This window comes from Salinibacterium sp. SWN248 (assembly GCF_015864575.1).
GTDB lineage: Bacteria > Actinomycetota > Actinomycetes > Actinomycetales > Microbacteriaceae > Rhodoglobus.
The window spans coordinates 59733-82904 of record NZ_JADYWW010000002.1 but is presented as its reverse complement, the minus strand read 5'-3'; the positions used below and the strand labels follow the sequence as shown (position 1 = coordinate 82904).

Here is a 23172-nt window from a genome sequence, read left to right as displayed (position 1 = left end):
GGTGTGCCGTGATTGGGGCTCCGTCACGGCGCTTGCTACCGCAGCGTCTCCAACGCCGCCATGACCTTGGCTGCCTCGCTATCAGGATTTACGAAAGCGAGCCGCAACACGGTCTGACCACGCCATTTCGTCGGTACGCACAGGATGACACCGTCGTGCGCCACTTGCTTCGACCACGCCGAGTACTGTTCGGCCGTCCACCCGCTCCGCACAAACAGCAGCACTGAGAGTTCGGGCTCACGCACGAGTTCGAGGTAGTCGGTCGCGTCGATTGCGCGGGCGACTTCGCGAGCGGTCGACACCGATGCTTCGACCGCATCCCGATACTTATCGGTGCCGTGGGTGGCGAGGCTGAACCACAGTGGAAGGCCTCGCACGCGCCGCGAGAGGTGCAGGGCGAGCTCGCTGGGGTTCGACTCGTTGCGGTCAATGGCATCCAAATAGCTGGCGTGCTGAGAGTGCACGGCCCGCGCCAGCTGGGGTTCGCGATAGATCAGCGCACAGCAGTCGTAGGGGGCGAAGAGCCACTTATGCGGGTCGACGATAAAGCTGTCTGCTCGTTCGATGCCGTCAAAGAGGGGGCGGATGCTCGGGGCGGCGAGCCCTGCGCCACCGTAGGCGCCGTCAACGTGCATCCAAACACCAAACTCTTCGCAGACGTCGGCGATATCGGCCAGGTCGTCGACAAGGCCCTCGTTAGTTGTTCCAGCGGATGCGACCACCGCAAACACGTTCGGGTTCTGTTCGAGAACGGCGCGCAGCGCTGCCCCGGTCATGTGCCCACGGTCATCGATGGGCACGTCAACCCTGTCAACGTCGAGTGCTCTCGCTGCCGAGTTGATCGACGAGTGAGCGTTGGAAGTGTAGGCCAGTTGCCAGCCCCCAGCCGGGCGGCCACCGCGACGAGTCTTGGCTGTTTCTCGCGCGGTCATGAGCGCTGAAAGGTTGCCCGAGGTGCCGCCGGAAACAAAAGTGCCGCCAGCGGTCTCTGGCCAACCGAGCAGCCCGATGATCCACTGCAGGGCTTGGTTTTCGGCAAAGATCGCGCCAGCACCCGACTCCCAGAGGCCACCAAAAATGTTAGCAGAACTGGTGACGAGGTCAAACGCAACTGCCGCGCGAGTCGGTGCGGCCGCAATATAAGCGAGGTTCAACGGGTCATCCTGAGCACGAGTTGCCGGCTCAAGAATTTCGTCAAAAATACGCAGTGCCTCTGCGCCGCCGATGCCTTTGGGGCGGATCGCTTCACCAACCTCTGCCGCCAAATCGGCCGCGGGTCGCGCTGTCGAAAACGGGTCGGTCTCGCGAACCATTCTCTTAGAGGTCCAGTCAATGGCGAGCTGAACGACTTCAGTCTCATCGCCCCAGACAGCGTGGGGTCTGCCCTGCGGCCGAACTTCGCTCATGCAACTACCTCGCTCATGTGCCTACTTTGCTAATTCGACGCGTACTGGGAGTCGTTTGATTCCGTTGACGAAATTGCTGCGCAAGCGGTCAGGTTCAGCCAGCTTCGTCATGCCCGAGATACGGGGCAACAGGTTCTCGAACATAATACGGATCTCAAGGCGTGCCAGTGAGTTTCCGAGACACATGTGCGGGCCACCGCGACCGAACGCCATGTGCTCGTTCGGGTTGCGGGTGACATCCATCTTGTAAGGATCTTCAAAGATCTCGGGGTCGCGGTTGCCGGCGGCGAACCACGTGACAACTTTCTGGCCTTCCTTGATCGCTTGACCGTTGATCTCGGTGTCCTTGGTCGCGGTGCGACGGAAGTGGTAAACCGGGCTGGCCATGCGCAAGAACTCTTCGACCGCCCACGGGATGAGTTCTGGTTTTTCTTGGAGTAGCTCAAGCTGGTCGGGGTTATCCATGAGGTAGTTCATGGAGTGCGTGATGGTGTGGCGTGTGGTCTCGTTGCCGGCGACGACGAGCAGCAGAAAGTAGCTATTGAAGTCGCGCTCGCTGAGCGCTTGGCCGTCCATCGGCGTCTGGTTGACGAGGCGCGACACGAGGTCGTTGCCGTCCTTGCCGCGACGCTGGTTGGCGAGGTCGTTGCCGTACTCGAAAACCTCCCGAGCTGCGGGGGAGCGGAAGGGCAGCAGTCGGAACTCTTCGCTCTCGGCGGAGCTTGCCAGTACGTCGGCGTGTTCCGGATCGTCGTTTCCGATCATCCGGTTGCCCCAGTCAATGAGCTTGTAAATGTCGGTGTCGGGCACGTCGAGCATCTTGGCGAGAACCCGGATGGGGAAGTCGGCGGCCACCTGGTCGACGAATTCGAACTCGGGGTTCGCAAAGGCAGCGTCAAGAGTGCTGGCGGTGAGTCCGCGGAGGAACGTCTCGTACCCGGCGACGGCGCGGGGCGTGAACTCACCCTGCATAAGGCGACGGAGCGCCCGGTGACGCACGCCATCCGTTTCGAGCATTGACTTGCGAGCTTCGATTTGGTCAGCGTCGAGCTCTTCGAGGTTGACGGTGCCGCGTTCGCTCGAGAACGTTTCAGTGTCTCGCAATACGGAAACGATGTCGTGATAACGGGTGAGCGACCAGAACCCATGGTTGGGGGCTGGCTCTTCTGACCAGTGCACGGGGGCGTCAGTTCGAAGCTTGTCGAATACGTGCCAGGGTGTGCCGTTCTCGAACAGATCTAGGTCTGCCAGGGTGACGTTCGCCATTGAAGTCAACTCAATCCTCCGTGGGTTGTTTGGATACAAACAATATGCCACATCGGCGCGTTTCTGTGAGCGATGTCCCCAAAAACTTTCTGAACGCCGGGGGTTAGATAGAGTAACCGCAGCTAAACGCGAGCAAGGGGACCCTCCGTGGCCGGACCACACACACTGACTGAGACTGAACGCCAAGTACAAGCGAGAGTCGGCGGCCTTCCGCTGGACTACTCCGCAATGGCCGTCGCATCGAACCTTTTTCGGGCGGCAAACGCCGTGCGTAATCACTTCGAGCGCACCGTGTTGTCGGAGCACAATCTCTCCTGGACAGCGTTTGTCGTTCTCTGGGTCACGTGGATCTGGGAACCGATTGAAACTCGCCAGATCGCGCTTGAGGGAGGCTTCTCTAAGGCGACTCTGACCGGAGTGCTCACGACTCTTGAGCGCCGTGGCTGGCTCACACGCGAACGCAGCGAGACCGATGGTCGACTCGTCGTCGTGAAGCTCACTGATCGTGGGCGCGAACTCATGACGGAACTCTTTCCGGCGTTCAACCTGCAAGAGCAGGCCGTCACTGGCCCGGTTGATCCCAGCAAGAGGGAAGAGCTGGCCGAGATGCTGCGCGTGATCACGGCTGGCGTGGAGCCCAAGAACTAACCCGCACCGATTTTTTAGTGGCCGGATGCTCTGAACTCTTGTTTGGGGTCGAATCACTCGCTAAGGTAAGTCATTAGTATCCGAATGACTTAACGGCGAGCGATTCGAGACGGGAACACTATGACCAACGTTCAAGTAGCAGGAGTGACCGTCGACACCCGGCACTTCATCAACGGAGAACGCGTCGCTTCAGACGACACCTTCACCAACGTGTCACCGATCGATGCCAGTGCACTCGGTGAAATCTCTCGCGGAGGTCAACGCGAAGTTGACTTGGCCGTCGCCGCCGCCCGCGCAGCATTCCCCGGCTGGGCTGCCACCAGTCCCCAGGATCGTGCAGCAATCATGCACAAGATCGCCGACCTCGTTGAGGAGCGCGTCAGCGACCTCGCAAACGTCGAGACGATGGACAACGGTGCGCTCCTGCGCAGCCACCTGCGCGGTGTCATGCCGCGAGTGGCCCACAACTTTAGGTTCTTTGCTGACTACCTTGTGAACGACCTCGGGCATCCGGACTTCGAAACCCGCGGCCACAACAACCACGTCTCGTGGGATCCTTCGGGAGTTGCCGCGCTCATCACGCCCTGGAACGCGCCCCTCATGCTCGCCACGTGGAAGATCGCTCCGGCGCTCGCCGCAGGCGACACTGTCGTACTGAAGCCGGCCGAATGGACGCCGCTCACGGCATCCCTCTTCGCCGACATTACTGCCGAAGCGGGATTGCCCGCCGGTGTGTTCAACGTGGTTCAGGGTTATGGAAAAGAAGCGGGTGCCTCGCTCGTGGAGCACCCCGACCTCAGCCGTATCTCGTTCACCGGTTCGGTGCCGACGGCCAAGTCGATCGCTCGCGCCGCCGCCGACAACCTCACCCCCTGCAGCTTCGAGCTCGGGGGCAAGAGCCCCTGCATCGTCATGGAAGATGCCGACCTCGAACTCGCTGCGACGCTCGCGGTTGAGCAGTACGACAACGCTGGTCAGGTCTGTCTCTCGGGCACGCGCATCCTCGTTCACGAGAACATTGCGGATGCCTTTGCCGCAGCATTCCAAGCGAAGGTCGAGACCCTGCGTCAGGGTGACCCTCGCGACCTCGAGACCGATATCGGGCCGCAGGTTCATCGCGTGCACTTCGAGCGGATCAAGGGATTCGTCGATCGCGCCAAGGAGGGCGGAGCAGACATCCTCTTCGGCGGTGGGCCAAACGCTGAACTCGGCGGCCTCTATTTCACGCCAACGCTCGTCAAGAACCCTGCGCTTGGAAGCGAAATTGTCACTCAGGAGGTCTTCGGGCCGGTGCTGACAATGCAAACCTTCACGACCGACGAAGAACTTGTCGCGATGGCCAACGGAACCGAATTCGGTCTCGCCGCCATCCTCGTCGCAGGCAACCGCGAGCACGCCGACGTGATCGCCAAGCAGCTTGTCGCCGGCACGATCTGGGTCAACTGCTTCTTCGTGCGCGACTTGCGCGCACCGTTCGGCGGCTCCAAGAAGTCGGGTGTTGGCCGTGAGGGCGGCACCTGGTCGTTCGATTTCTACGCAGATGTTAAGAACACGGTGTTCGCACCTAACGGATGGAAGGAATAGTCATGGGAGAAGTTGTTGGCGCTGGGCTGATCGCCCACGTACCTACGATCATGTTGCCCCAAGAGATCCGCATGGAACTCAATGAGGGCAAAGATTCAACGCTCGTTGAAGGCCTCGAACGACTCCGCAAGGACTACTTCGAGAATGATGATTACGACACTGTTGTTGTGCTCGACAGCCACTGGGCGACCACGGTTGAATTCGTCGTCACCGCGCACGAGCGTCGTCACGGCAAGTTCACGTCAGAAGAACTGCCCCGCGGCATGAGCGGTGTGCCGTATGACTTCATTGGTGACCCCGAGCTCGCAAAGCTCATGGGGGAGCAAGCCGAAAAGAACGGCACGTGGATCACTCCGATCGACGACGAGTACTTGCCGATCATGTACGCCACGATCAACCTGTGGGAGTACCTCGGCAAGGGCCTGCCTGACAAGAAGTGGGTCAGCGTCTCGATCTGCCAGACCGCTACCGACGAAGACTTCCTCCGTGCCGGTCGCGCCATTGGCGAAGCGATCGCCAAGAGCGACCGCCGCGTCATCCTGCTGGCATCGGGTGCTCTATCGCACACGTTCTACAAGCTGCGCGATCTGCGCAAGCACGAGATGGCCGATCCGGCCCACATTTTCTCGGATGCTGCCCGCGAGGCAGATTACGAACGTCTCGACTGGTTCAAGGCTGGCGACCACGCTCAGGTATTGGAAACCATGCCCGCGTTCCAGAAGGTGCGCCCCGAGGCCATGTTTGGCCACTGGCTGATGACTGCCGGTGCGATCGGTGAAGAAGCCTGCACTGCTCCCGGCGTGATGTACAGCGAGTACGAAAATTCGATCGGCACCGGTCAGGTGCACGTCTGGTTCCCGAAGCCCGAAGGCGGCTTCCCGGCAGCAAAGGATGTGGTCCTTTCTCGTGACTGAGTTCCGCAGAGTACTTCTTGATGGCTACCCGACGCAGGTAACGCGTCACGGCGATGTTCTCGTCGCCGGCGATGGCCGCGAGGTTGGTGTCGACGAGGCAATCCACTTGCCGCCGACCGAGCCGAGCAAGATCATTGCCGTGCACTTGAACTACGCCAGCCGCACCGAAGAGTTCATGACCAAGCTGCCCGCAGCTCCGACCTACTTTCAGAAGCCGGTCACCGCGCTCAACACCCACAAGGGTGATGTCGTGCGCCCCGAGGGCTGCAAGTGGTTGAACTTCGAAGGCGAAATCGTCATTGTGATCGGCCGCACCTGCCGCAACGTGTCGCCTGACCAGGCCAGCGACTACATCGCCGGTTACTCGATCGGTAACGACTACGGTCTGCACGATTTCCGCGACACGGATGCCGGTTCCATGCTTCGAGTGAAGGGCAGCGACACACTCGCTCCCGTGGGCCCCGGTCTCGTGACCGACTGGGATTTCCGCGGCAAGCAGTTGCGCACCATTGTGAACGGTGAGGTCAAGCAAGACGACAGCACCGACAACATGGAGTGGGACATGAACTACCTCGTGGCCGACATCGCGCGCACGATCACGTTGAGCCCCGGCGACATGCTGTTCTCGGGAACGCCCGCGTTCTCGCGTCCGGTTCAGCCTGGCGACGTTGTTGAGGTCGAAGTTGAAGGCCTGGGCAAGCTCACGAACCGTATCGTTACGGGCCCGACTGCGATCCGCACCGACGTGGGAGCGCAGCCGACCGAGAGCGAAGAGGTAATGTCGACAGCAATGGGTGGCGACTGGGAGTTCCGAGGCATTCGAACTCCGTCGAAAGATCTCTACCCGTCGAAAGTTGAGGAAAAGCGATGATCAAAATCGAAGTCGACATGAACCAGTGCCAGCACTACGGCCAGTGCGTGTTTGAGGCACCTGACAACTTCAAGCTCAACGACGACGACAAGCTCGAGTACGTGGCTGAAGCGCCAGACTCGGAGCGCGACAACATTGAAGCTGCTGTTGATGTGTGCCCGATGCAGGCCATCCGAATCGTCGAATAGTGACTGTGGCTAACCCCGCCGCACCGGTCGTTATTGTCGGTGCGGCGATGGGTGGGCTGCGCGCGGCGGAGTCTCTTCGCCGTTCGGGCTACACCGGTGCTATCCGCGTGGTTGGCGAAGAACTTCACGCCCCCTATAACCGTCCGCCGCTGTCAAAAGAGGTGTTGGCCACTGACGTGACTCACGAGGCGGTGGCGTTCCCGTCGCGAGCTGAAATGGGCGACGTTGAGTGGATGCTCGGAGTGCGGGCCACCGCGGTCGACCTTGATGCTCGAACGCTGACCACCGATGATGGCGAGGTGCAGCCCTGGCGTGCACTCGTTATCGCGACCGGATTGCGCGCTCGCCGTTTGGACTTTGCGCCGATTGCCGGCCGTCACGTGGTTCGTTCGCTCGATGATGCGATGGCGTTGCGTGCCGAACTCACCGAGGGTGCACGCGTTGTTGTTGTCGGTTCGGGTTTCTTGGGCTGCGAACTGAGCGCTACGGCCCGCAAGTTGGGCTGTGAAGTCACGATTGTGACGCCGAGTGCGGAGCCGATGATGCGGCCGCTTGGCGAGCTGGTGGCGAAAGAAATGCGTCGCCGTCTCACCAACGAGGGCGTGGATATTTTCTCGGGCGTGACTGTTGCGGCGATCAACGGCGAGACCACGGTCGAGTCTGTTGAGCTGAGCGATGGCACGGTTGTGCCCGCCGATGTTCTGATCGAGTCGGTTGGCTCGGAGTGCAACACCGAGTGGCTCGAGAGCACAGACCTCGATCTGAGCGATGGTGTGCTCGCCGATAACGCGATGCGTGCGGTCACGACCTCGGGAGTCGCTCGCGATGACGTGTATGTCGTTGGTGATATTGCGCGCTTCCCGAACCCTATGTTCGATGACGTTGCTCGTCGTATCGAGCACTGGAACATCCCGACCGACACTGGCAAACGTGCGGGCGCTGTGCTCGCGGCGCACCTCGCCGACGACGGATCATTCGCTGATGTAGTGGCGAAACCCTTCGCTCCGGTGCCGTCGTTCTGGTCTAACCAGTTCGAGATCAAACTGCAGGCTTACGGTCTGTTGGGCCTGGTGTCGGATGACGACATCCGCGTCCTTGAGGGAGACCTCAGCGACCAGGCTGCCGTTGGTTACTATCGCGACGACCGCCTCGTAGGCGTGCTCGGAATTGGCATGAAGGCCGCGCTGCTGCCGTATCGCAAGCAGATTGCGGAGGGCGGCGCGTAGTCGCTTTCTCCGACGGTTCCCTGCTGGCTGTCCCGGCGGGGTCGTAGGCTGGGGTTATGACTCCCGCTTCGACTGTTGCTGTTGCCCAGTTTGTGCCCGGTTCTGACCGTGATGAGAACATCGCGCAGATCACGGAGCTCGCTGAGCGCGCCGTCGAGCGCGGCGCGAGCTTTGTGGTGTTCCCGGAGTACTCGTCGTACTTCACCGCCACGATGGGCGAAGACTGGGTCACCGCCGCCGAGCCGCTTGATGGCCCATTCGTGCAGGCTCTGACCTCGCTCGCCCAGCGGTTGCGGATTCATGTCGCTGCGGGCATGTTGCAGTCGAGCGACGAAGATAACCGCTTTTGGAACACCCTCGTCGCGATTGCTCCCACCGGCGCCATCGTCGCGACCTATAGCAAGCAGCACCTCTACGACGCGTTCGGTCAGCGCGAATCTGACTGGGTCATTCCCGGGTCGATTGCCGCGCCGCAGACCTTCGCTTGGGAGGACTTCACGGTCGGTTTGCAGACTTGCTACGACGTCCGTTTTCCAGAGGTGTCACGCCGTTTGGTGGATGCCGGAGCCAACCTCATTGTGGTGCCCGCCGAGTGGGTGCGCGGACCGCTCAAGGAGTATCACTGGCGCACGCTGCTCACAGCGCGGGCGATCGAGAACACTGTCTTTGTCGCCGCTGCCGATCACGCCCCGCCGATTGGTGTCGGCAACAGCATGGTCGTTGATCCCATGGGGGTCGAGCTCGTGACGATTGGGGAGCGCACGGATGTCGCTGTCGCCCACATTGAACTGGCTCGCCTTGACGAGGTGCGGGCGACCAACCCGGCGCTATCGTTGCGTCGCTATGGAGTGCACCCGCTCGAGGGCTAGTGACGCAGCTTCATCCCTGAGAGCTGAGCTGCAGCCCGCTCGAGCACGTCAGGCTTCTTGCAGTAAGCGAAGCGGATGAGCGTGTTGTAGTCGCCGTGGTTCGCGGGGTGCACGAACGCGGTGACAGGGATTCCGACGACTCCGGCGAGTTCGGGCAGCTGGCGGCAGAACTCGGCAGCGTCCGTGACTCCGAGGGGTGCGGCATCCGCAATGATGAAGTAGCCGGCTTGGGGTGTGCTCACGTCGAAGCCTGCGTTGCGGAGACCCGTGCCCAGGGTGTCGCGTTTGCGGGCGAGGCCGCTGGAGAGGTCGTCGAAGTAGCTGTCGGGGAGACCAAGGCCTGCCGCGATGCCGTGCTGGAGTGGTGCGCCGTTGACGTAGGTGAGGTATTGCTTCACCGCCATGATGGCCTGCAGGATGGGCTGGGGTGCGGTGATCCACCCGATTTTCCAGCCCGTGGTGTTGAACGTTTTGCCGCCACTCGAGATGCTGATCGTGCGGTCGAACGCACCCGGAAGGCTGGCGACCGGGATGTGCTCGAAGCCGAAGGTGATGTGTTCGTACACTTCGTCGGTGACGATAAGCGCGTCATATTTGTGGGCGAGCTCCACGATCAGTTCGAGGGTTTCGCGGTCGAGCACAGCACCGGTGGGGTTGTGTGGGCTGTTCAGGATAATGAGGCGAGTGCGTCCGCTGAAGGCGGCGCGGATGTCGTCGTGGTTGGGCTGAAAGTCGGGGGAGCGCAGCGGCACCGTCACGTGGGTGGCGCGCGCGTAGTTGATCATGGCGCCGTAGGCGTCGTAGAACGGTTCGAGGGTGATGACCTCGTCGCCTTCGTTGGTGAGTGCAAGGATCGTGGCGGCTAGCGCCTCGGTGGCACCCGCTGTCGCGAGAACTTCGGTGTCGGGGTCGAGTTCGATTCCGTAGAAACGTTCTTGGTGTTCGACGATCGCGTTGCGCAGCACCGGGAAACCGTTGCCTGGTGGGTACTGGTTGGCACCGTCACTGATTGCTTTGCGGGCGGCATCCAACACTTCGGCGGGGCCGTCTTCGTCAGGAAAACCTTGACCCAAATTGATGGCACCGCTGGTAACGGCGAGGGCCGACATTTCGGCAAAAATTGTTTGACTCAGCTGCCCGTCGGCGCCGAGCAGCATGGCGCCATTGGCGGCGCGTTCCCAAGATCCGGTGACTGTCATTGTTCCGCAAGCCTAACCACTTGCGGTGCCGGATGCGGCGTCTGGCTGTGGAAAGTTGACTGCCCGGATCGTGGGGGATGCCTAGCGTCGTTGTATGCGGCTACCGAACCTCGTACGTGTATCGGGCGGCGTGCTCCTCTTAGTGCTGCTGAGTGGATGCGTGCCCTCCGGTACGACACCTCCACCCGAGCAGACGGCCTCCTTCGTTGCGCCCTACGCGTCAGACGAAGAGGCGCTCGCGGCGGCCGAGGAGGCGTATGCGGAGTACGTGAGAGTTTCTGGCGAGATCTTGGAACAAGGCGGTGCTGACCCTGAGCGGCTGGAAACAGTTGTGACGGGCGACTTTCTCGCCTCATCGATAGAGGGTCTCCGTGAGTTTGAAGAAGCAGGAAAACGTCAGACCGGCGAGTCAAAAGTCGGCAATGCTGAGCTGCAGCGCTACTCGCCATCAGGCGGCTCGCGCGAGATCATCACTATCTACGTTTGCCGCAATATCTCAGGGGTTGATGTTCTCGATAGCTCAGGTCAATCCGTTGTTTCACCGGAGCGCGACGACTCATCGATTATGCAGGTCACTTTCGATTACGTTGAAGATCGAGCAGCTCTGATGGTTTCAGACCAGCTGCTTTGGAGCAGTGGGGAATGTTGAAGCCAGCCGCGCTCGTCCTAGTTCTTACAGTTGGAGCGTGTCTGGGCGCGGGTTCGACCACCTCTGCGTTCGCGGCGACAGCTGATCGATGCAGCGAACAGGACTATGCCGAAGGCCTCTGCGCTACGGCAGGTGTGGTCGGCGGCGGGGTAGAAATCGGAGCTACAGCCGAAGTCCACGGAAATTCTGGCACCTCATCTGAGAATTTTCAGTCTCCAGCGGATGGTGCAGCGGAGGAAGCAGAAGACGAGAGCTGGTGCGTGATTCCTCGTGTTCCATGCCTTGCTCCTGAACCTGCTGAAGTCGCAGCTTCTGGCCCCGTCACTATCTCCGCCATCGCCACCTTCCGCCCGCAAGCCCCCGCCGCGGGGATGCAACCTAACCAGTGGATGATCGTCGGCCTCGACACCAACTTCTACGCCACGACATCCGCCCACGTCGTAGACGGCACCCTCTTCGGCGGCACCGCCCAAGTCAGATTCACGCCCACCTCCTACAACTGGGACTACGGCGACGGCACCACCTCCACCCTCGGCACTGCAGGAACCACCTGGGCGAAGAGCAAGATCGCCGAATTCGATCCGACACCCACCAGCCACGTCTTCGAAGAACCCGGCAATTACACGATCACTCTCGCCGTCACCTACGCCGCCGAATACCGTGTCGCCGGCAGCAGCTGGCAGAACGTCGTCGGTACCCTCACCATCGTCGCGCCGCCCCTCACAGCGACCGCCGGGCACGCCACCACAGTCCTTGTTGACCAAGACTGCATCGCCAACCCCACGGGAATTGGCTGCTAATCCTTTCGGCCGCAAACCGAACACAGAACAAGAACCCCACAAAACCGGGCTACCAGCTCGGTGTCTAGGCCAACTCCTTTCAACCGCGCAGCCCACCCACAGCAGACCTAAATAGAATGCACAGGTTAGCGATGGAAGCTTGCATCGCTGAAAGGAGCACACCATGACTCAGGTCCCCGAAGAACCCACCCCCGAAGAAACACCCGAAGACGTAACACCCGAAAAGAACAGCACCCCAACCAGCACCCCCGAAACAGCACCCCAGGTTTCAGCGACTCCCGTCGCAGCCAACACTGCGGAAACTCCCGCAGCAGGCAACTCCGCGGAAACACCCGCCGGCGTCGACAGCGCGCCCACACAGACTTCCTCCACCGAAGCCGCACCCGGTGCCGCCCCGGTGGAAGCCCCGCCCGCTGCAGGTACAGCGATCGCCGCGAACGCTGCGACTCCAAGTGCACCTGCTGAGCTCGTCACATCTTCGGCCGCCACGGCTCCCGCTGCACCCACCGTGCAGGCGGATGCAGCCTCTGCAGAAGCAGGGGCACACTCCGGCGCAAGCTTCGGCCCTGCAGCAGTTCCAGCGGCAGCATCCGCGGAATCTGCCGCACCCAAAAAGAAGCCCCGCATGACTCTCGGCCTCGTCGCCGGATTCGCCATCGTCGCGCTCCTCGGCGGTGCATCCGGTGCAGGCGTCACGCTCTGGGCGCTCGGAAACCAAGCGACGTCAGCTGTCAGCGGCACCGCGAGCCCCGCATCCATCACCGTCAACGACCCGGGGAACGCAACTCTCGTCACCTCGGTTGTCGCTAAGGCTGCTCCCGCGATCGTCACCATCAACGTGACGGGCCAGAACGCAGGCGGAAGCGGATCCGGCGTGATCATTAGTGAAGACGGCAACGTCATCACCAACGCTCACGTAGTTACCCTCGATGGTGAAGTCGCAGACCCCGCCGTCACCGTCACCACCAGCGACGGACGCTTGCTTTCCGCGACCGTCATCGGCTTCGATGCCATCTCCGATATCGCCGTCATTCACATTGATGACGTCAGCGACATGCCTTTCATCAGCATTGCGGACTCCAGTGAGCTCAACGTAGGAGACAGCACCGTCGCGATCGGTGCGCCCCTGGGACTCTCGGGAACCGTCACGAGCGGAATTGTGAGCGCACTCAACCGCAGCATCACGATCGCTTCATCGGCGCTATCCGAAGACCCCGAGGCAAGCACTGAAGCCCCCGACGACAGCGGCGACCAAGACCTCTGGAACTTCGACCTCTTCGGCGAAAACGGCCAGGATAACGGACAAAACTCGTCAGCTCAGGCCTCAGTAGCCCTTGCCGTGATTCAGACGGATGCCGCAATTAACCCCGGCAACTCCGGTGGCGCCCTGCTGAACTCCGACGGTGAACTCATCGGAATCAACGTCGCCATCGCCTCCTCCGGTGGAACCGCAGGCAGCATCGGTGTTGGCTTCGCGATCCCCTCGAACGTTGCCAGCCGTGTCGCCAACGAGATCCTCGAAAGCGGAACGGCCACCCACGGTCTCCTCGGAGCCGCAGTCGCCGATGTGACTGACGACCCCATCCAGAGCGATGCCGAAGTAGTCGGTGCCAGCATCGTCGACATCGTCGCCGGTGGAGCAGCTGAGGATGCCGGACTCAAGGTAGGCGACATCGTCACCGGATTCGATGGACTCCCCATCACCAACAAGACAGACCTCACCGCTCAGGTGCGTGCTCAATCGGCAGGCGAAACCACGCCTCTCACCTACGTGCGTGACGGCAAGGGATACACCGTCGACGTCACTCTCGGTGCTCTCCAGTAACACCGAATGACCACGTGTGCGGCGTGTGCGGGCCCTAAGCCTGCGCACGCCGCATACGTGTGTAACCGCTGCAATTCGCGCCCTACGCGATAAGCTCGACCGACAACCCGGCCCGACGTATTGGAACCCATGGCAAAGAAGGCTCAAGCCCTCACTGGTGTGTCGTACGTGATGCCCGTACTCAACGAAGTTGAACACATTGAGGCAGCCGTCGCCAGCCTCACAGCGCAAGACTATGAGGGTCCCTTCGAGATCGTGCTCGCGCTGGGTCCGAGCATCGATGGCACTAATGCCGTCATCGACGAAATGGCGCGGGTTGATCCGCGCATCCGTCACATCACCAACGAACTTGGTTCCACTCCCGGCGGGCTCAACGCTGCTATCCGCGCTTCCACGTATCCGATCGTGGTTCGTGTCGATGCGCACTCCGTGTTGCCGACCAACTACACCCGCGTCGCGGTTGACACTCTTGAACGCACCGGTGCCGACAACGTTGGCGGCATCATGAAAGCTCAAGGCCGCACGCCTTTCGAACGGGCTGTCGCTCACGCCTACGGGTCGCCTGAAGGTCTCGGTGGCACCCAGCATCACACGGGCGGCAAAGAGGGCCCAGCCGATACCGCTTACCTTGGCGTCTTCCAGCGTGCACGTCTCGTTGAGGTCGGACTCTTTGACGAAGACATTAAGCGCGGCCAAGACTGGGAGCTGAACCGCCGTTTGCGCGCTACCGGCGGCACCGTCTGGTTCACGCCCGAACTTGAAGTCGTCTACCGGCCGCGGTCCAACCTGCGCACCCTTATTCGACAGTTCGTTGCCACCGGCATTTGGCGCGGTGAGCTCGCTCGCCGCTTTGGAACGGCAAATTCGCTGCGCTATTTCGTGCCACCGTTGGCTGTTGTCGGCACCGTAGTCGGGCTCATCCTCGGAATTGTTGCGAGCAGCACCGGCACCGGCTGGCTGGCCGTCGCCTACGCTGCGCCCGCGATCTACGCACTCTTCGTCATTGCTGCGGCTGCTGTTGCCGCGGCGAAAGACGGGCTACGATCAGGTCTTTGGTATCTGATCGTGCTTCCCTGTATCCACTTTGGCTGGGGCAGCGGGTTCATTCTCGGATTCCTGAAACTCACCAAGAACATCACAGCGCATACGGGAAGGTAATACCGTGTCTCCTCACACACCACCGCAGCCCGCTACGCGCCCCGAAAGCATCGCCCAACTGCGCGAAGTAACGCAACCGCCAGAGGTGCGCCTGCGAGCCAATGCTGAACACTGGACGGCATCGCTCTACCTGCGCGACATTTCCCCCTACCTGACGTGGATGCTCCTCAAAACGTCCATCAGCGCTAACGGTGTCACCGGGCTCATGATCCTCACCGGTTGGCTCACGGCCGCCGCGTTGCTCATCCCCGGAATGACGGGTGCTGCTCTCGCCCTCATCCTCGGCCAACTGCAGATGCTCGTTGACTGCAGCGATGGTGAAGTTGCTCGCTGGCGCAACACGCGTTCGCCAGCAGGGGTGTTCCTCGACAAGGTCGGGCACTACAGCACAGAAGCGCTCATCCCGATTGCCCTCGGCCTCCGCGCCGCGGGCTGGCCGCTCGACTTCCCCGCCGACTTCGCGTGGACCACTGCCGGTTTCGCTCTTGCCCTCATCATCGTGCTGAACAAGGCGCTCAATGACATGGTGCACGTTGCTCGAGCCAATGCCGGCCTCGACAAACTCAGCGACCGCAAGGGTGAGGCGGTGCCGAGCCATAGCGTCGTGGCGAAACTCCGTCGCCTTGCTCGCTTCGTACCTTTCCATCGCCTGTACCACTCGGTTGAGCTCACGATGATCGCGTTCGCAACGGCGATCGTCGCACTCTTCGTGCCCGCACTCGCCGCAGAGCGCACTGTGCTGCTCATTCTGCTGCCGCTCGCACTTCTCGCACTCGCCGGTCACTTTGTGGCCATCATGGCGTCCAAGCGCGTTCGCTCATGACCCACCGCATCGGCGTTGTTTCGCTCAGTCAGGGAAAGCGCCCCGACGACCTCGCGCGCGGCCTTGCCTCGCTGCAGGCGCAGCAAGGCGTTGAACTCGACATCATCGTGGTCGGCAATGGCTGGAACCCCACCGGGCTTCCGGATGCCGTCCGCGGTCTTCACCTCGAGGCCAACCTGGGCATCCCCGCAGGCCGCAACCGCGGTGTCGAGCACGTGCAGGGTGACTGGATTTTCTTCCTCGACGACGACGCCAGCATCCCATCTCCGACGTTCCTCAGCGACGCTGTGGCGCTCATGCAGGCTGATCCGAGCATTGGACTGCTGCAGCCGCGCGTTGAGGATGCCGAGGGAAAAGAGAACCCACGCCGCTGGATTCCGCGCATTCGCAAGGGCGACCCACGGCATCCGAGTGATGTGTTTTCCGTGTGGGAGGGCGCTGTATTGATGCCGCGTCCGCTCTTCGACGAGATCGGTGGGTGGGGCGACCCCTACTTCTATGCCCACGAAGGCATAGAGCTCGCGTGGCGAGTGTGGGGTGCCGGCAAACGCGCTTGGTACGCCGGCAACTTGGTGGCGAATCATCCGGCAATCGATCCGGCTCGTCACAGCTACTACTACCGCCTCAATGCCCGCAACCGCGTGTGGTTGGCCAAGCGCAACCTGCCGGTGCTGTTGGTGCCAATCTATGTTGCCAGCTGGACCGCAATTCAGGTCCTGCGTGCAGCGAAGAACCCGGTGGGCATGCGTGCCTGGTGGGGCGGCTGGTTTGCGGGCTGGCGAGAGAACCCGGGTGGTCGCCGAGGCATGGGCTGGGCGACCGTGGTGCGGATGGCGCGTGCCGGGCGCCCTCCAGTGATCTAGAGCGCCCCTCTCGCGTTAACGAACGAACGGCGCCCCGCTTTCGCAGAACGCCGTTCGTCGGTGTGAATTTAGTACTTGGTACGAGGCTTGCGCGTCGGACGGTCTTCGTAGCGGTTGCCACTGTCACGCGATGTGTTGTCGCGACCGGCATCGTTCCGGGGCGCAGAATCACGGTTGTTGTAGCCACGTGATTCTTCACGTTCGCGGTTGGCGCGAGCGCCACCCTCGAATGAGCGATCGCGGCTGGGGTACTTGCCGTCTCCGCCTCGCGCTCCGCCCCCGTTTGCCTTGCGGTCGGGAGCGATCTCGATCAGCTTGCCGCTGATGCGAGTGTCGCGCAGTCGCTCCAACACATCTTTCGACATGTCGGCGGGCAACTCGACGAGCGAGAAGTCCGGACGAATCTGAATGTGACCGAAGTCGTCGCGGCTGAGGCCACCCTCGTTGGCGAGAGCGCCAACGATCTGGCGGGGTTCAACGCGGTGACGCTTGCCGACCTCAATGCGGTAGGCAGCCATCGGCTTGGTCGAACGGGGGCGACGCTCGGGGCGGTCGCCACGATCTCCGCCGCGTTCTCCGCCACGCTCGGGGCGATCGGTGCGTGCCTTGCGGTCATCGCGCTCGATGAAGCGCTGGGCGCGTTCTTCTTCTGCCGACAGCAACAGGGGAGTCTCGCCCTGGGCTACAACGGCAAGAGCGGCAGCAACATCCGCCTCAGGAATATCGTGGTGCTCAACGTAGTGAGCAATGATGTCGCGGAAGGCCGAAATGCGAGGCTGCTGGTTGAGCGCTTCGGTGATGGCGTCATCGAAGCGAGTGAGTCGCGTGGAGTTCACGTCTTCAACCGAAGGAAGCTGCATCTGAGTGAGCGGCTGGCGTGTTGCCTTCTCGATGGCAGTCAGCAGTCGACGCTCGCGAGGAGTGACGAAGCTGATTGCCGAACCACTGCGACCGGCGCGACCTGTGCGACCAATGCGGTGCACGTACGACTCGGTGTCAACGGGGATGTCGAAGTTCACGACGTGGCTGATGCGGTCAACGTCGAGTCCACGAGCTGCAACGTCTGTTGCTACGAGGATGTCGAGCTTGCCCGACTTGAGCTGGTTGACGGTGCGCTCTCGCTGGGCCTGGGCCACGTCACCGCTGATGGCGGCGGCCGAGTAACCACGGGCGCGCAGCTTCTCCGCCAAGTTTTCGGTTTCGCTCTTGGTGCGAACGAAGACGATCATTCCTTCGAAGTTTTCGACTTCGAGGATGCGGGTGAGCGCATCGACCTTCTGCGGGTACGAGACAACGAGGTAACGCTGGCTCGTGTTTGCCGAGGTGGTGGTCTGCGACTTGACCGTAATTTCTTCGGCGTTGTTCAGGTACTTCTTGGAGATGCGGCGGATTTGCGCCGGCATCGTGGCCGAGAAGAGTGCAACCTGTTTGTCGTCAGGGGTGTCAGCGAGGATCGTCTCAACGTCTTCGGCGAAACCCATCTTGAGCATTTCGTCGGCCTCATCGAGAACGAGGTACTTGAGCTCGGAAAGGTCGAGCGTGCCCTTGGCGAGGTGGTCCATGATGCGGCCGGGGGTACCGACAACAACGTGAACGCCGCGGCGCAGTGCCGACAGCTGAACGCCGTAGGCCTGTCCACCGTAAACGGGGAGCACGTGCACGCCGCGCATGTGGGTGGCGTACTTCTCGAATGCCTCACACACCTGCAACGCGAGTTCGCGGGTGGGGGAGAGCACGAGTGCCTGAGGCTTGCTCTGGGAAACGTCGAGGCGCGAGAGAATCGGCAGCGCGAACGCTGCAGTTTTTCCCGTGCCGGTCTGGGCGAGGCCGACTACGTCGCGCCCCTCCAGAAGAGTAGGAATAGTGGCTGCTTGGATAGCCGAAGGCGTCTCGTAGCCAATGTCGCGAACCGCTTTCAGTACCGCATCGCTGAGAGCGAGGTCGGAGAAAGTGATCGCGGTCTCGGTGGTATCAGACGGTGCGGTTGAATCAGAATCGGTCATTCTATCAATCGTACCTCTATAATCCCCAAAATCCTGCGGTTCCCAGCGGTCTCGCCGGGTAGAGGCCTCCGAGGGGAGGGCAGGTACTATCGAAAGCGCGGTCCAATTACCTGCCGCTGGATCAGCATCGGCTCGATAACGGAGCGGCGGGTGAGGTGTTCTATTGACCCTCCGACGATTTGATTGTGACCATGGCGCTACTGAAAGACTTCATAACCGCACGCAAGGTGGTGCGCTCTATGTTGCGTTCGCGCCGCAATCGGCGTCGTGTGGCGAACCTCATGGCTGAGCATCCGCTACCCGTTCCTGGTTCGGTGAGCATCGCGGTCTACTTCGCTGATACCAAGGTCAATCTTTACCAAATGCGCCAGTGGTATGCCCCGCTAGCAGAGCTCTCGAAGAGCTTTCCGGTGGCGATCATTTCGCGGTCACCGAGTTCAGTGCTGGCGTTGTGGGATGAAGCGCCGGTACCAACCGTCTATTTGCGTCGAGTGTCTGAGCTTGAGCAGTTTGTGGCGGAGCAGCCGTTGAAGATCATCTTCTACGTCAACCAGAACGCCAAAAACTTCCAGATGTTCCGGTACGGCCACATGTGGCACGTTTTCATCAACCATGGTGAGAGCGACAAGATGTACATGACGACGAACCAGTTCAAGGCCTATGACTTCAGTCTTGTAGCCGGGGATGCCGCGCTCGATCGTTTGAGCTACAAGCTCTGGGATTTCGATGTCGCCAAGAAGGCAATCCCGATCGGGCGTCCGCAGGCCGACCATTTCGCCGGAGAATTGCCGTACGCTCCCGACGACCGCACCGTTGTGCTCTACGCCCCCACCTGGGAGGGCGACCGCGATGCTGCCGCCTACGGTTCCATCGCCAGTCACGGCGTTACGTTGACGAACGCGGTTCTCGCGAGCGACAAGCACCGCCTGATTTATCGCCCGCACCCGCGCAGTGGTGTTGTCGACCCTGAATACAAGCGCGCCAACATCGCGATCATTGCTGCGATTGCCGAAGCGAACGAAACTGACCCGTCGGTGCAGCACATCTACGACGACGGCAAAGAGATGGGCTGGCAGCTTGTCGCAGCGGATGTCGCCATCACTGACGTCTCGGCGATGGTCTATGACCGGCTCGCCACCGGCAAACCGCTCATCGTCACGCGTCCGCTCTCCGAGCACGCTGACATCGATGAGGGTGGCTACCTTGGAGCGTGCGAGTGGTTACGCGCCGACCAAGCTGGCGACATCCTTGCGATCGCCCAGCGCGTGCAATTCGACACTGAGGCGAAGGAACGCCTCGGTTATTGGGCTGAGCGTCACTTCGGTGACACGACTCCTGGCGCCGCGACTGCTCGCTTCCACGCGGCCGTTGAAACGTTGATCGCCCTGTGGCACCGTCACGCCCAGTTGCACATTGGCGATCGACCGTCGAGCGAAGCGGATCCTTTCGAGGATGACGACGATGAGCCGACGTCTAACGAGTAGCTGATCTAGGGCTGGTCATCGCTCTCGAGCTCGACCCATCCTTGGCGCTTGCGTCGCTGTGGCAACTGCGGCAATTTGGGCAGCGCCGGTAGCTTCTTGCGCTCGCCCCGCATTTTGGGCGTCTTGGGCGCTTTCGGCAGCGCAATTACGGGCTCAAGCCAGGATGGCAGGGTTGCCGGTGCTGGCCCGAAGCCTTGGCGGGCTGTGCGGATAATCTGACGGCCCAGAATGTTGTTTCCGCCACCGCCGATCACGGCGCCGATACCGAAGGGCATGAGGCGACCCACGATGTTGGTGCCTTGGGCTGCAGCGTACCGTTTGAGGAAGGTGTGCTTGATGCGGTCAGCAATCGGACCCATGAGCGTGGTTGGCAGGCCCTTGGCGAGGGTTTCGCCCCAGTACGCCGAGCGCGCGGCGCCCGTGCCGCTTGCTTGAGCGGCCAGTTGTTTCACGAGGTCGCTGCCGGCGGTGCCGAGCACCATCGTCATAACGAGCGCGCGTGCGCGGTCGGGGTCATCAACGACGATGCCGTGCACTTCAGTGACCGATTGAGCAAAGAGCGCGCTGGCCTCAAGGAACCCGGCCGTCTCAACGCTCGAGAGCGCGAGCGAGGTTCCCGTGCCGACGGCGGGGATGGCGGCACTTGCGCCTACGAGGGCGCCACCGGTGGTGACGGCGGCCAGATAGCGGCGCTCCAGAACGGCAATAATCTCATCCGGAGTCGCGTGCGGCTTGCTGCGACGGATGCTGCGGATGTGGGCCAACACGACGGGACGCTGCACGGTGAGTACTCGGTCGATTCCGCGCACCACCATGGGGTGTGAGGTGCTCACTTCGATTTTAGCCATAGTTTTAACCGTACCGGAGGACTCTGACGGCACTCCGAGAGTTGGGCAGCCGTTGAGCAACCGTGACGTTGGTGCGTCGTTGGTGCGTCGTTGGGCGGTTAGGCGCCGTAGTCCTCGTTATAGCGCGCGAGCACATCGTTGATCGGCCCGTCGAGCACGAGCTCACCCTTGTCGAGGTAGAGGCCTCGCGTGCAGAAGCGGCGCAGGTCTCGTTCGTTGTGGGAGACGAAGAAGAGCGTGCGGCCGCCCTTCAAGAGTTCCTCGATGCGGCGGTAACACTTCTCGCGGAATGCCTTGTCGCCAACGGCGAGAACTTCATCCACCAAAATGATGGGTTCCTCGAGGCGCGAGATCACGGCGAAAGCAATGCGCACGCGCATCCCGCTCGAAAGATGCTTGTAGGGCGTATCGATAAAACGTTCGATTTCGGCGAACTCGATGATCTCGTCGAAGCGTTCGTTGATCTCGCGCTTGGTCATGCCGTGCAGTCCTGCCGTGAGGTACACGTTGTCGCGCACGCTCAAGTCGTCAACGAATCCACCCGTGATTTCGATGAGCGGGGCGACGCCCTCACCAACGTGCACGGTGCCTTCGTCGGCGAGCATGACTTCGGCCACGAGCTTGAGTAGCGTGGACTTGCCCTGACCGTTGCGGCCAACAACACCAATTGCTTCACCAGCGGTGACGTCGAAACTGACATTGCGCAGCGCCCAGAACTCGTCGGAGCGTGCGCGGCGCTTGCGGCCGGCAAAGAGGTCTTTGAAGCTGCGGCGTGAGCGGCGGTTGAGGCGGAACCGGATGCCGGCGTCGTCAACCCGAATGACGTAGTTGTCGCTCATTAGATCTCTTTCAGCACGGCACGCTCGGTGCGCGTGAAGACAAGGACTCCGACAGCGACGAGGATCAGGCTCATGAGAGCTCCAATGATCACGGCATACCAATCGAGTTGCTCAGGGAAGAACGCGGCACGATACAGCGAGAAAATTCCGGCGAGCGGATTGAACGCGGCGAGACCGTCGAGGCCAAGCTTCTCCAAATCGGGGATGCCGTAAATGATGGGGGAGGCATAAAACAGAAAGCGCAGTGCGAGTTTGGTTGCTCGCTCAAGGTCGCGGAAGAACACCACCAATGGCGCCACAATCAGGCCAACGCCGATTGTGAGGACCGCCTGCAGCAGCACGCCAAGCACGAAGTAGATTGCCTCCCAGTGCAGCACGGCACCGCTCGCGATAGCGAAGAAGGCGAGCACTGGCAGGCTCGCGATGAACTCGATCCCCTTAGAGAGCACGAGCCGGGCAACCCAGATTGTGCGAGGGATTTTGGTGGACCGGATGAGCTTGGCCTCACGCAGGTAGGCACGCGTGGCATCCGATACTGCACCGTTGAACCACATCCAGGGCAGCAGAGCGCTGAGCAGGAACACGATGTAGGGCTGCTCGCCCACAGCCTTGTCGAAGACTTGAGTGAAAACGAACCAGTAAATGCCCGCCATGACCAGAGGGTCGAGAACGGACCACACGTAGCCGAGGGCTGAGGTGGAATACCGCACGCGGAGGTCGCGCATGGTGAGCAACCAGAGAGTGCGGCGGTATCGGGTGAGGGGAGACCATGCAGGTCGCTCCAGTGCTGTGTTCGCCACGCCCCTATAGTAAACGGGCAATTCGACAATCAGCCGCACTCATTCGCAGTTGTGTGAGCGATTCTTCACTTTAAGCAGCAATGCCCGCCTCGCACTGAGTGCGAAACGGGCAAAAGCTGGGAGGCTCACTCGAGCCAGATGTCTCGTTAGACGAAGAGGTTGGCACGCTCGAGGTCTTCAGCGAAGTCCACCTCGATGGCGTACAGGTCAGAAATGTCGACGGGCTCGATGAGCAGGCGGTCTTCTTCGATGGCGAGCTCAATGCCGCGTTCGAAGTAGTCCTGGTCGCCGACCTTCTTGAGGTGGCGCACGAGAGTTGCTTTGGCGTCACGCGAAATGTAGTTGATGCCAACGGCCTCGCCCAGTCCGCCCTTGACGGTCTTGGAGAGTTCCTTGATGTAGCCCTCAGCGTCGGTCGTGTACTTGACTTCTTCGTCAGAGACCTTCGCGGTGTTGACGCTGACGAACGACTGGTCGCGAGCAACCATGGCCGCGGCACGCTCAAGAGCGGTCGGGTCGAAGACAACGTCGCCGTTCATCCAGAGAACTCCACCAGGAGCGGATGCCTGCAGTGCACGCATGAGGCTCTTGGAGGTGTTGGTCTGGTCATACTGCTCGTTGTAGACGAACGATGCCTCAGGGAACGCTTCGATGATGTGCTCAAGCTTGTAGCCGACAACGATCGTGACCTTGGCATTGTTGCCAAAAGCGTGACGGATGTTGTCGAATTGCTGCTGCATGATGGTGCGTCCATCGCTCAGCTCAGTAAGCGGCTTCGGCAACGAGCGGCCCAAACGGCTGCCCATTCCGGCAGCTAAAATTACGACCTGTGTAGTCATGGTGGTCTCCTCAGTAGTTCTGGGGCTCGGGTTCAAGGTTCATGATTTACCTACTGTTAACCCGAGATTG

At 61.3% G+C, this 23172-nt stretch carries 22 protein-coding genes; 14 read left to right on the top strand and 8 right to left on the bottom strand.

Going from position 1 to position 23172, the window contains the following annotated elements; translation table 11 throughout:
- Window positions 1-35 precede the first annotated feature (35 nt).
- Both I6E73_RS10325 and I6E73_RS10320 read right to left on the bottom strand, forming a co-directional pair.
- Complete coding sequence (locus I6E73_RS10325; protein WP_231600897.1) at window positions 36-1406, bottom strand: aminotransferase class V-fold PLP-dependent enzyme; 1371 nt, start codon at window positions 1404-1406, stop codon at window positions 36-38.
- A gap of 21 nt (window positions 1407-1427) precedes the next feature.
- Window positions 1428-2672, bottom strand: a complete 1245-nt coding sequence (locus tag I6E73_RS10320) for a cytochrome P450 (RefSeq protein WP_197125358.1) — start codon at window positions 2670-2672, stop codon at window positions 1428-1430.
- 147 nt (window positions 2673-2819) lie between these two features.
- On the opposite strand from I6E73_RS10320, the gene I6E73_RS10315 reads away from it, so the two are divergent.
- From I6E73_RS10315 to I6E73_RS10285, 7 genes are all read left to right on the top strand, one after another.
- Window positions 2820-3320: a MarR family winged helix-turn-helix transcriptional regulator gene (locus tag I6E73_RS10315; protein ID WP_197125356.1), complete on the top strand. Its 501-nt coding sequence runs from the start codon at window positions 2820-2822 to the stop codon at window positions 3318-3320.
- Window positions 3321-3440: 120 nt separating this feature from the next.
- Entirely contained in the window at window positions 3441-4904 is a 1464-nt protein-coding gene (locus I6E73_RS10310) for an aldehyde dehydrogenase (RefSeq protein WP_197125354.1), read from the top strand.
- Window positions 4905-4906: 2 nt separating this feature from the next.
- A complete protein-coding gene (locus tag I6E73_RS10305) occupies window positions 4907-5818 on the top strand; it encodes a catechol 1,2-dioxygenase (protein ID WP_197125352.1) in 912 nt (303 codons plus the stop codon).
- Window positions 5811-6689, top strand: coding sequence for a fumarylacetoacetate hydrolase family protein (locus tag I6E73_RS10300; RefSeq protein WP_197125350.1), 879 nt, complete (start codon window positions 5811-5813; stop codon window positions 6687-6689). The genes I6E73_RS10305 and I6E73_RS10300 overlap by 8 nt, the downstream gene beginning before the upstream one ends.
- The gene (locus I6E73_RS10295) at window positions 6686-6877 is read left to right on the top strand and encodes a ferredoxin (protein ID WP_009774276.1); all 192 of its coding nucleotides are present in this window, start codon (window positions 6686-6688) and stop codon (window positions 6875-6877) included. Before I6E73_RS10300 ends, I6E73_RS10295 begins: the two co-directional genes overlap by 4 nt.
- Window positions 6877-8103, top strand: a complete 1227-nt coding sequence (locus I6E73_RS14885; protein WP_197125348.1) for an NAD(P)/FAD-dependent oxidoreductase — start codon at window positions 6877-6879, stop codon at window positions 8101-8103. Before I6E73_RS10295 ends, I6E73_RS14885 begins: the two co-directional genes overlap by 1 nt.
- A gap of 56 nt (window positions 8104-8159) precedes the next feature.
- Window positions 8160-8972, top strand: a complete 813-nt coding sequence (locus I6E73_RS10285; protein WP_197125346.1) for a carbon-nitrogen hydrolase family protein — start codon at window positions 8160-8162, stop codon at window positions 8970-8972.
- Here the strand turns inward: I6E73_RS10285 and I6E73_RS10280 are convergent.
- Complete coding sequence (locus I6E73_RS10280; protein WP_197125344.1) at window positions 8969-10171, bottom strand: aminotransferase class I/II-fold pyridoxal phosphate-dependent enzyme; 1203 nt, start codon at window positions 10169-10171, stop codon at window positions 8969-8971. The genes I6E73_RS10285 and I6E73_RS10280 overlap by 4 nt on opposite strands.
- 94 nt (window positions 10172-10265) lie before the next feature.
- Between I6E73_RS10280 and I6E73_RS10275 the strand changes: the two genes are divergently transcribed.
- The 6 genes from I6E73_RS10275 to I6E73_RS10250 all read left to right on the top strand — a co-directional run bounded on the left by I6E73_RS10275 (window position 10266) and on the right by I6E73_RS10250 (window position 16289).
- Window positions 10266-10820 carry a hypothetical protein gene (locus tag I6E73_RS10275; RefSeq protein WP_197125343.1) on the top strand — a complete coding sequence of 185 codons (555 nt, stop codon included), beginning with the start codon at window positions 10266-10268 and terminating at the stop codon, window positions 10818-10820.
- A complete protein-coding gene (locus I6E73_RS10270) occupies window positions 10814-11620 on the top strand; it encodes a PKD domain-containing protein (RefSeq protein ID WP_231600896.1) in 807 nt (268 codons plus the stop codon). The genes I6E73_RS10275 and I6E73_RS10270 overlap by 7 nt, the downstream gene beginning before the upstream one ends.
- A 163-nt stretch (window positions 11621-11783) precedes the next feature.
- A complete protein-coding gene (locus I6E73_RS10265; RefSeq protein ID WP_197125342.1) occupies window positions 11784-13445 on the top strand; it encodes a S1C family serine protease in 1662 nt (553 codons plus the stop codon).
- A 129-nt stretch (window positions 13446-13574) separates the two neighbouring features.
- On the top strand, window positions 13575-14603 hold the full coding sequence (locus tag I6E73_RS10260; protein WP_197125341.1) for a glycosyltransferase family 2 protein: 1029 nt from the start codon (window positions 13575-13577) through the stop codon (window positions 14601-14603).
- 4 nt (window positions 14604-14607) lie between these two features.
- The gene (locus I6E73_RS10255) at window positions 14608-15426 is read left to right on the top strand and encodes a CDP-alcohol phosphatidyltransferase family protein (RefSeq protein ID WP_197107296.1); all 819 of its coding nucleotides are present in this window, start codon (window positions 14608-14610) and stop codon (window positions 15424-15426) included.
- The gene (locus I6E73_RS10250) at window positions 15423-16289 is read left to right on the top strand and encodes a glycosyltransferase family 2 protein (RefSeq protein ID WP_197125340.1); all 867 of its coding nucleotides are present in this window, start codon (window positions 15423-15425) and stop codon (window positions 16287-16289) included. The genes I6E73_RS10255 and I6E73_RS10250 overlap by 4 nt, the downstream gene beginning before the upstream one ends.
- Window positions 16290-16357: 68 nt before the next feature.
- Here I6E73_RS10250 and I6E73_RS10245 read toward each other — a convergent pair whose 3' ends face one another.
- Complete coding sequence (locus I6E73_RS10245) at window positions 16358-18292, bottom strand: DEAD/DEAH box helicase (RefSeq protein ID WP_197107294.1); 1935 nt, start codon at window positions 18290-18292, stop codon at window positions 16358-16360.
- 191 nt (window positions 18293-18483) lie between these two features.
- Between I6E73_RS10245 and I6E73_RS10240 the strand changes: the two genes are divergently transcribed.
- The gene (locus I6E73_RS10240; RefSeq protein WP_197125339.1) at window positions 18484-19776 is read left to right on the top strand and encodes a CDP-glycerol glycerophosphotransferase family protein; all 1293 of its coding nucleotides are present in this window, start codon (window positions 18484-18486) and stop codon (window positions 19774-19776) included.
- A 5-nt stretch (window positions 19777-19781) separates the two neighbouring features.
- Here the strand turns inward: I6E73_RS10240 and I6E73_RS10235 are convergent, their stop codons facing one another.
- The 4 genes from I6E73_RS10235 to I6E73_RS10220 all read right to left on the bottom strand — a co-directional run bounded on the left by I6E73_RS10235 (window position 19782) and on the right by I6E73_RS10220 (window position 23102).
- Complete coding sequence (locus I6E73_RS10235; RefSeq protein ID WP_231600895.1) at window positions 19782-20624, bottom strand: hypothetical protein; 843 nt, start codon at window positions 20622-20624, stop codon at window positions 19782-19784.
- Between the two features lie 98 nt (window positions 20625-20722).
- A complete protein-coding gene (locus I6E73_RS10230; protein WP_197125337.1) occupies window positions 20723-21463 on the bottom strand; it encodes an ABC transporter ATP-binding protein in 741 nt (246 codons plus the stop codon).
- Window positions 21463-22263, bottom strand: coding sequence for an ABC transporter permease (locus I6E73_RS10225; protein ID WP_307784289.1), 801 nt, complete (start codon window positions 22261-22263; stop codon window positions 21463-21465). The genes I6E73_RS10230 and I6E73_RS10225 overlap by 1 nt, the downstream gene beginning before the upstream one ends.
- Before the next feature lie 146 nt (window positions 22264-22409).
- Window positions 22410-23102: an NTP transferase domain-containing protein gene (locus I6E73_RS10220; RefSeq protein WP_197107291.1), complete on the bottom strand. Its 693-nt coding sequence runs from the start codon at window positions 23100-23102 to the stop codon at window positions 22410-22412.
- Between the last annotated feature and the right edge of the window lie 70 nt (window positions 23103-23172).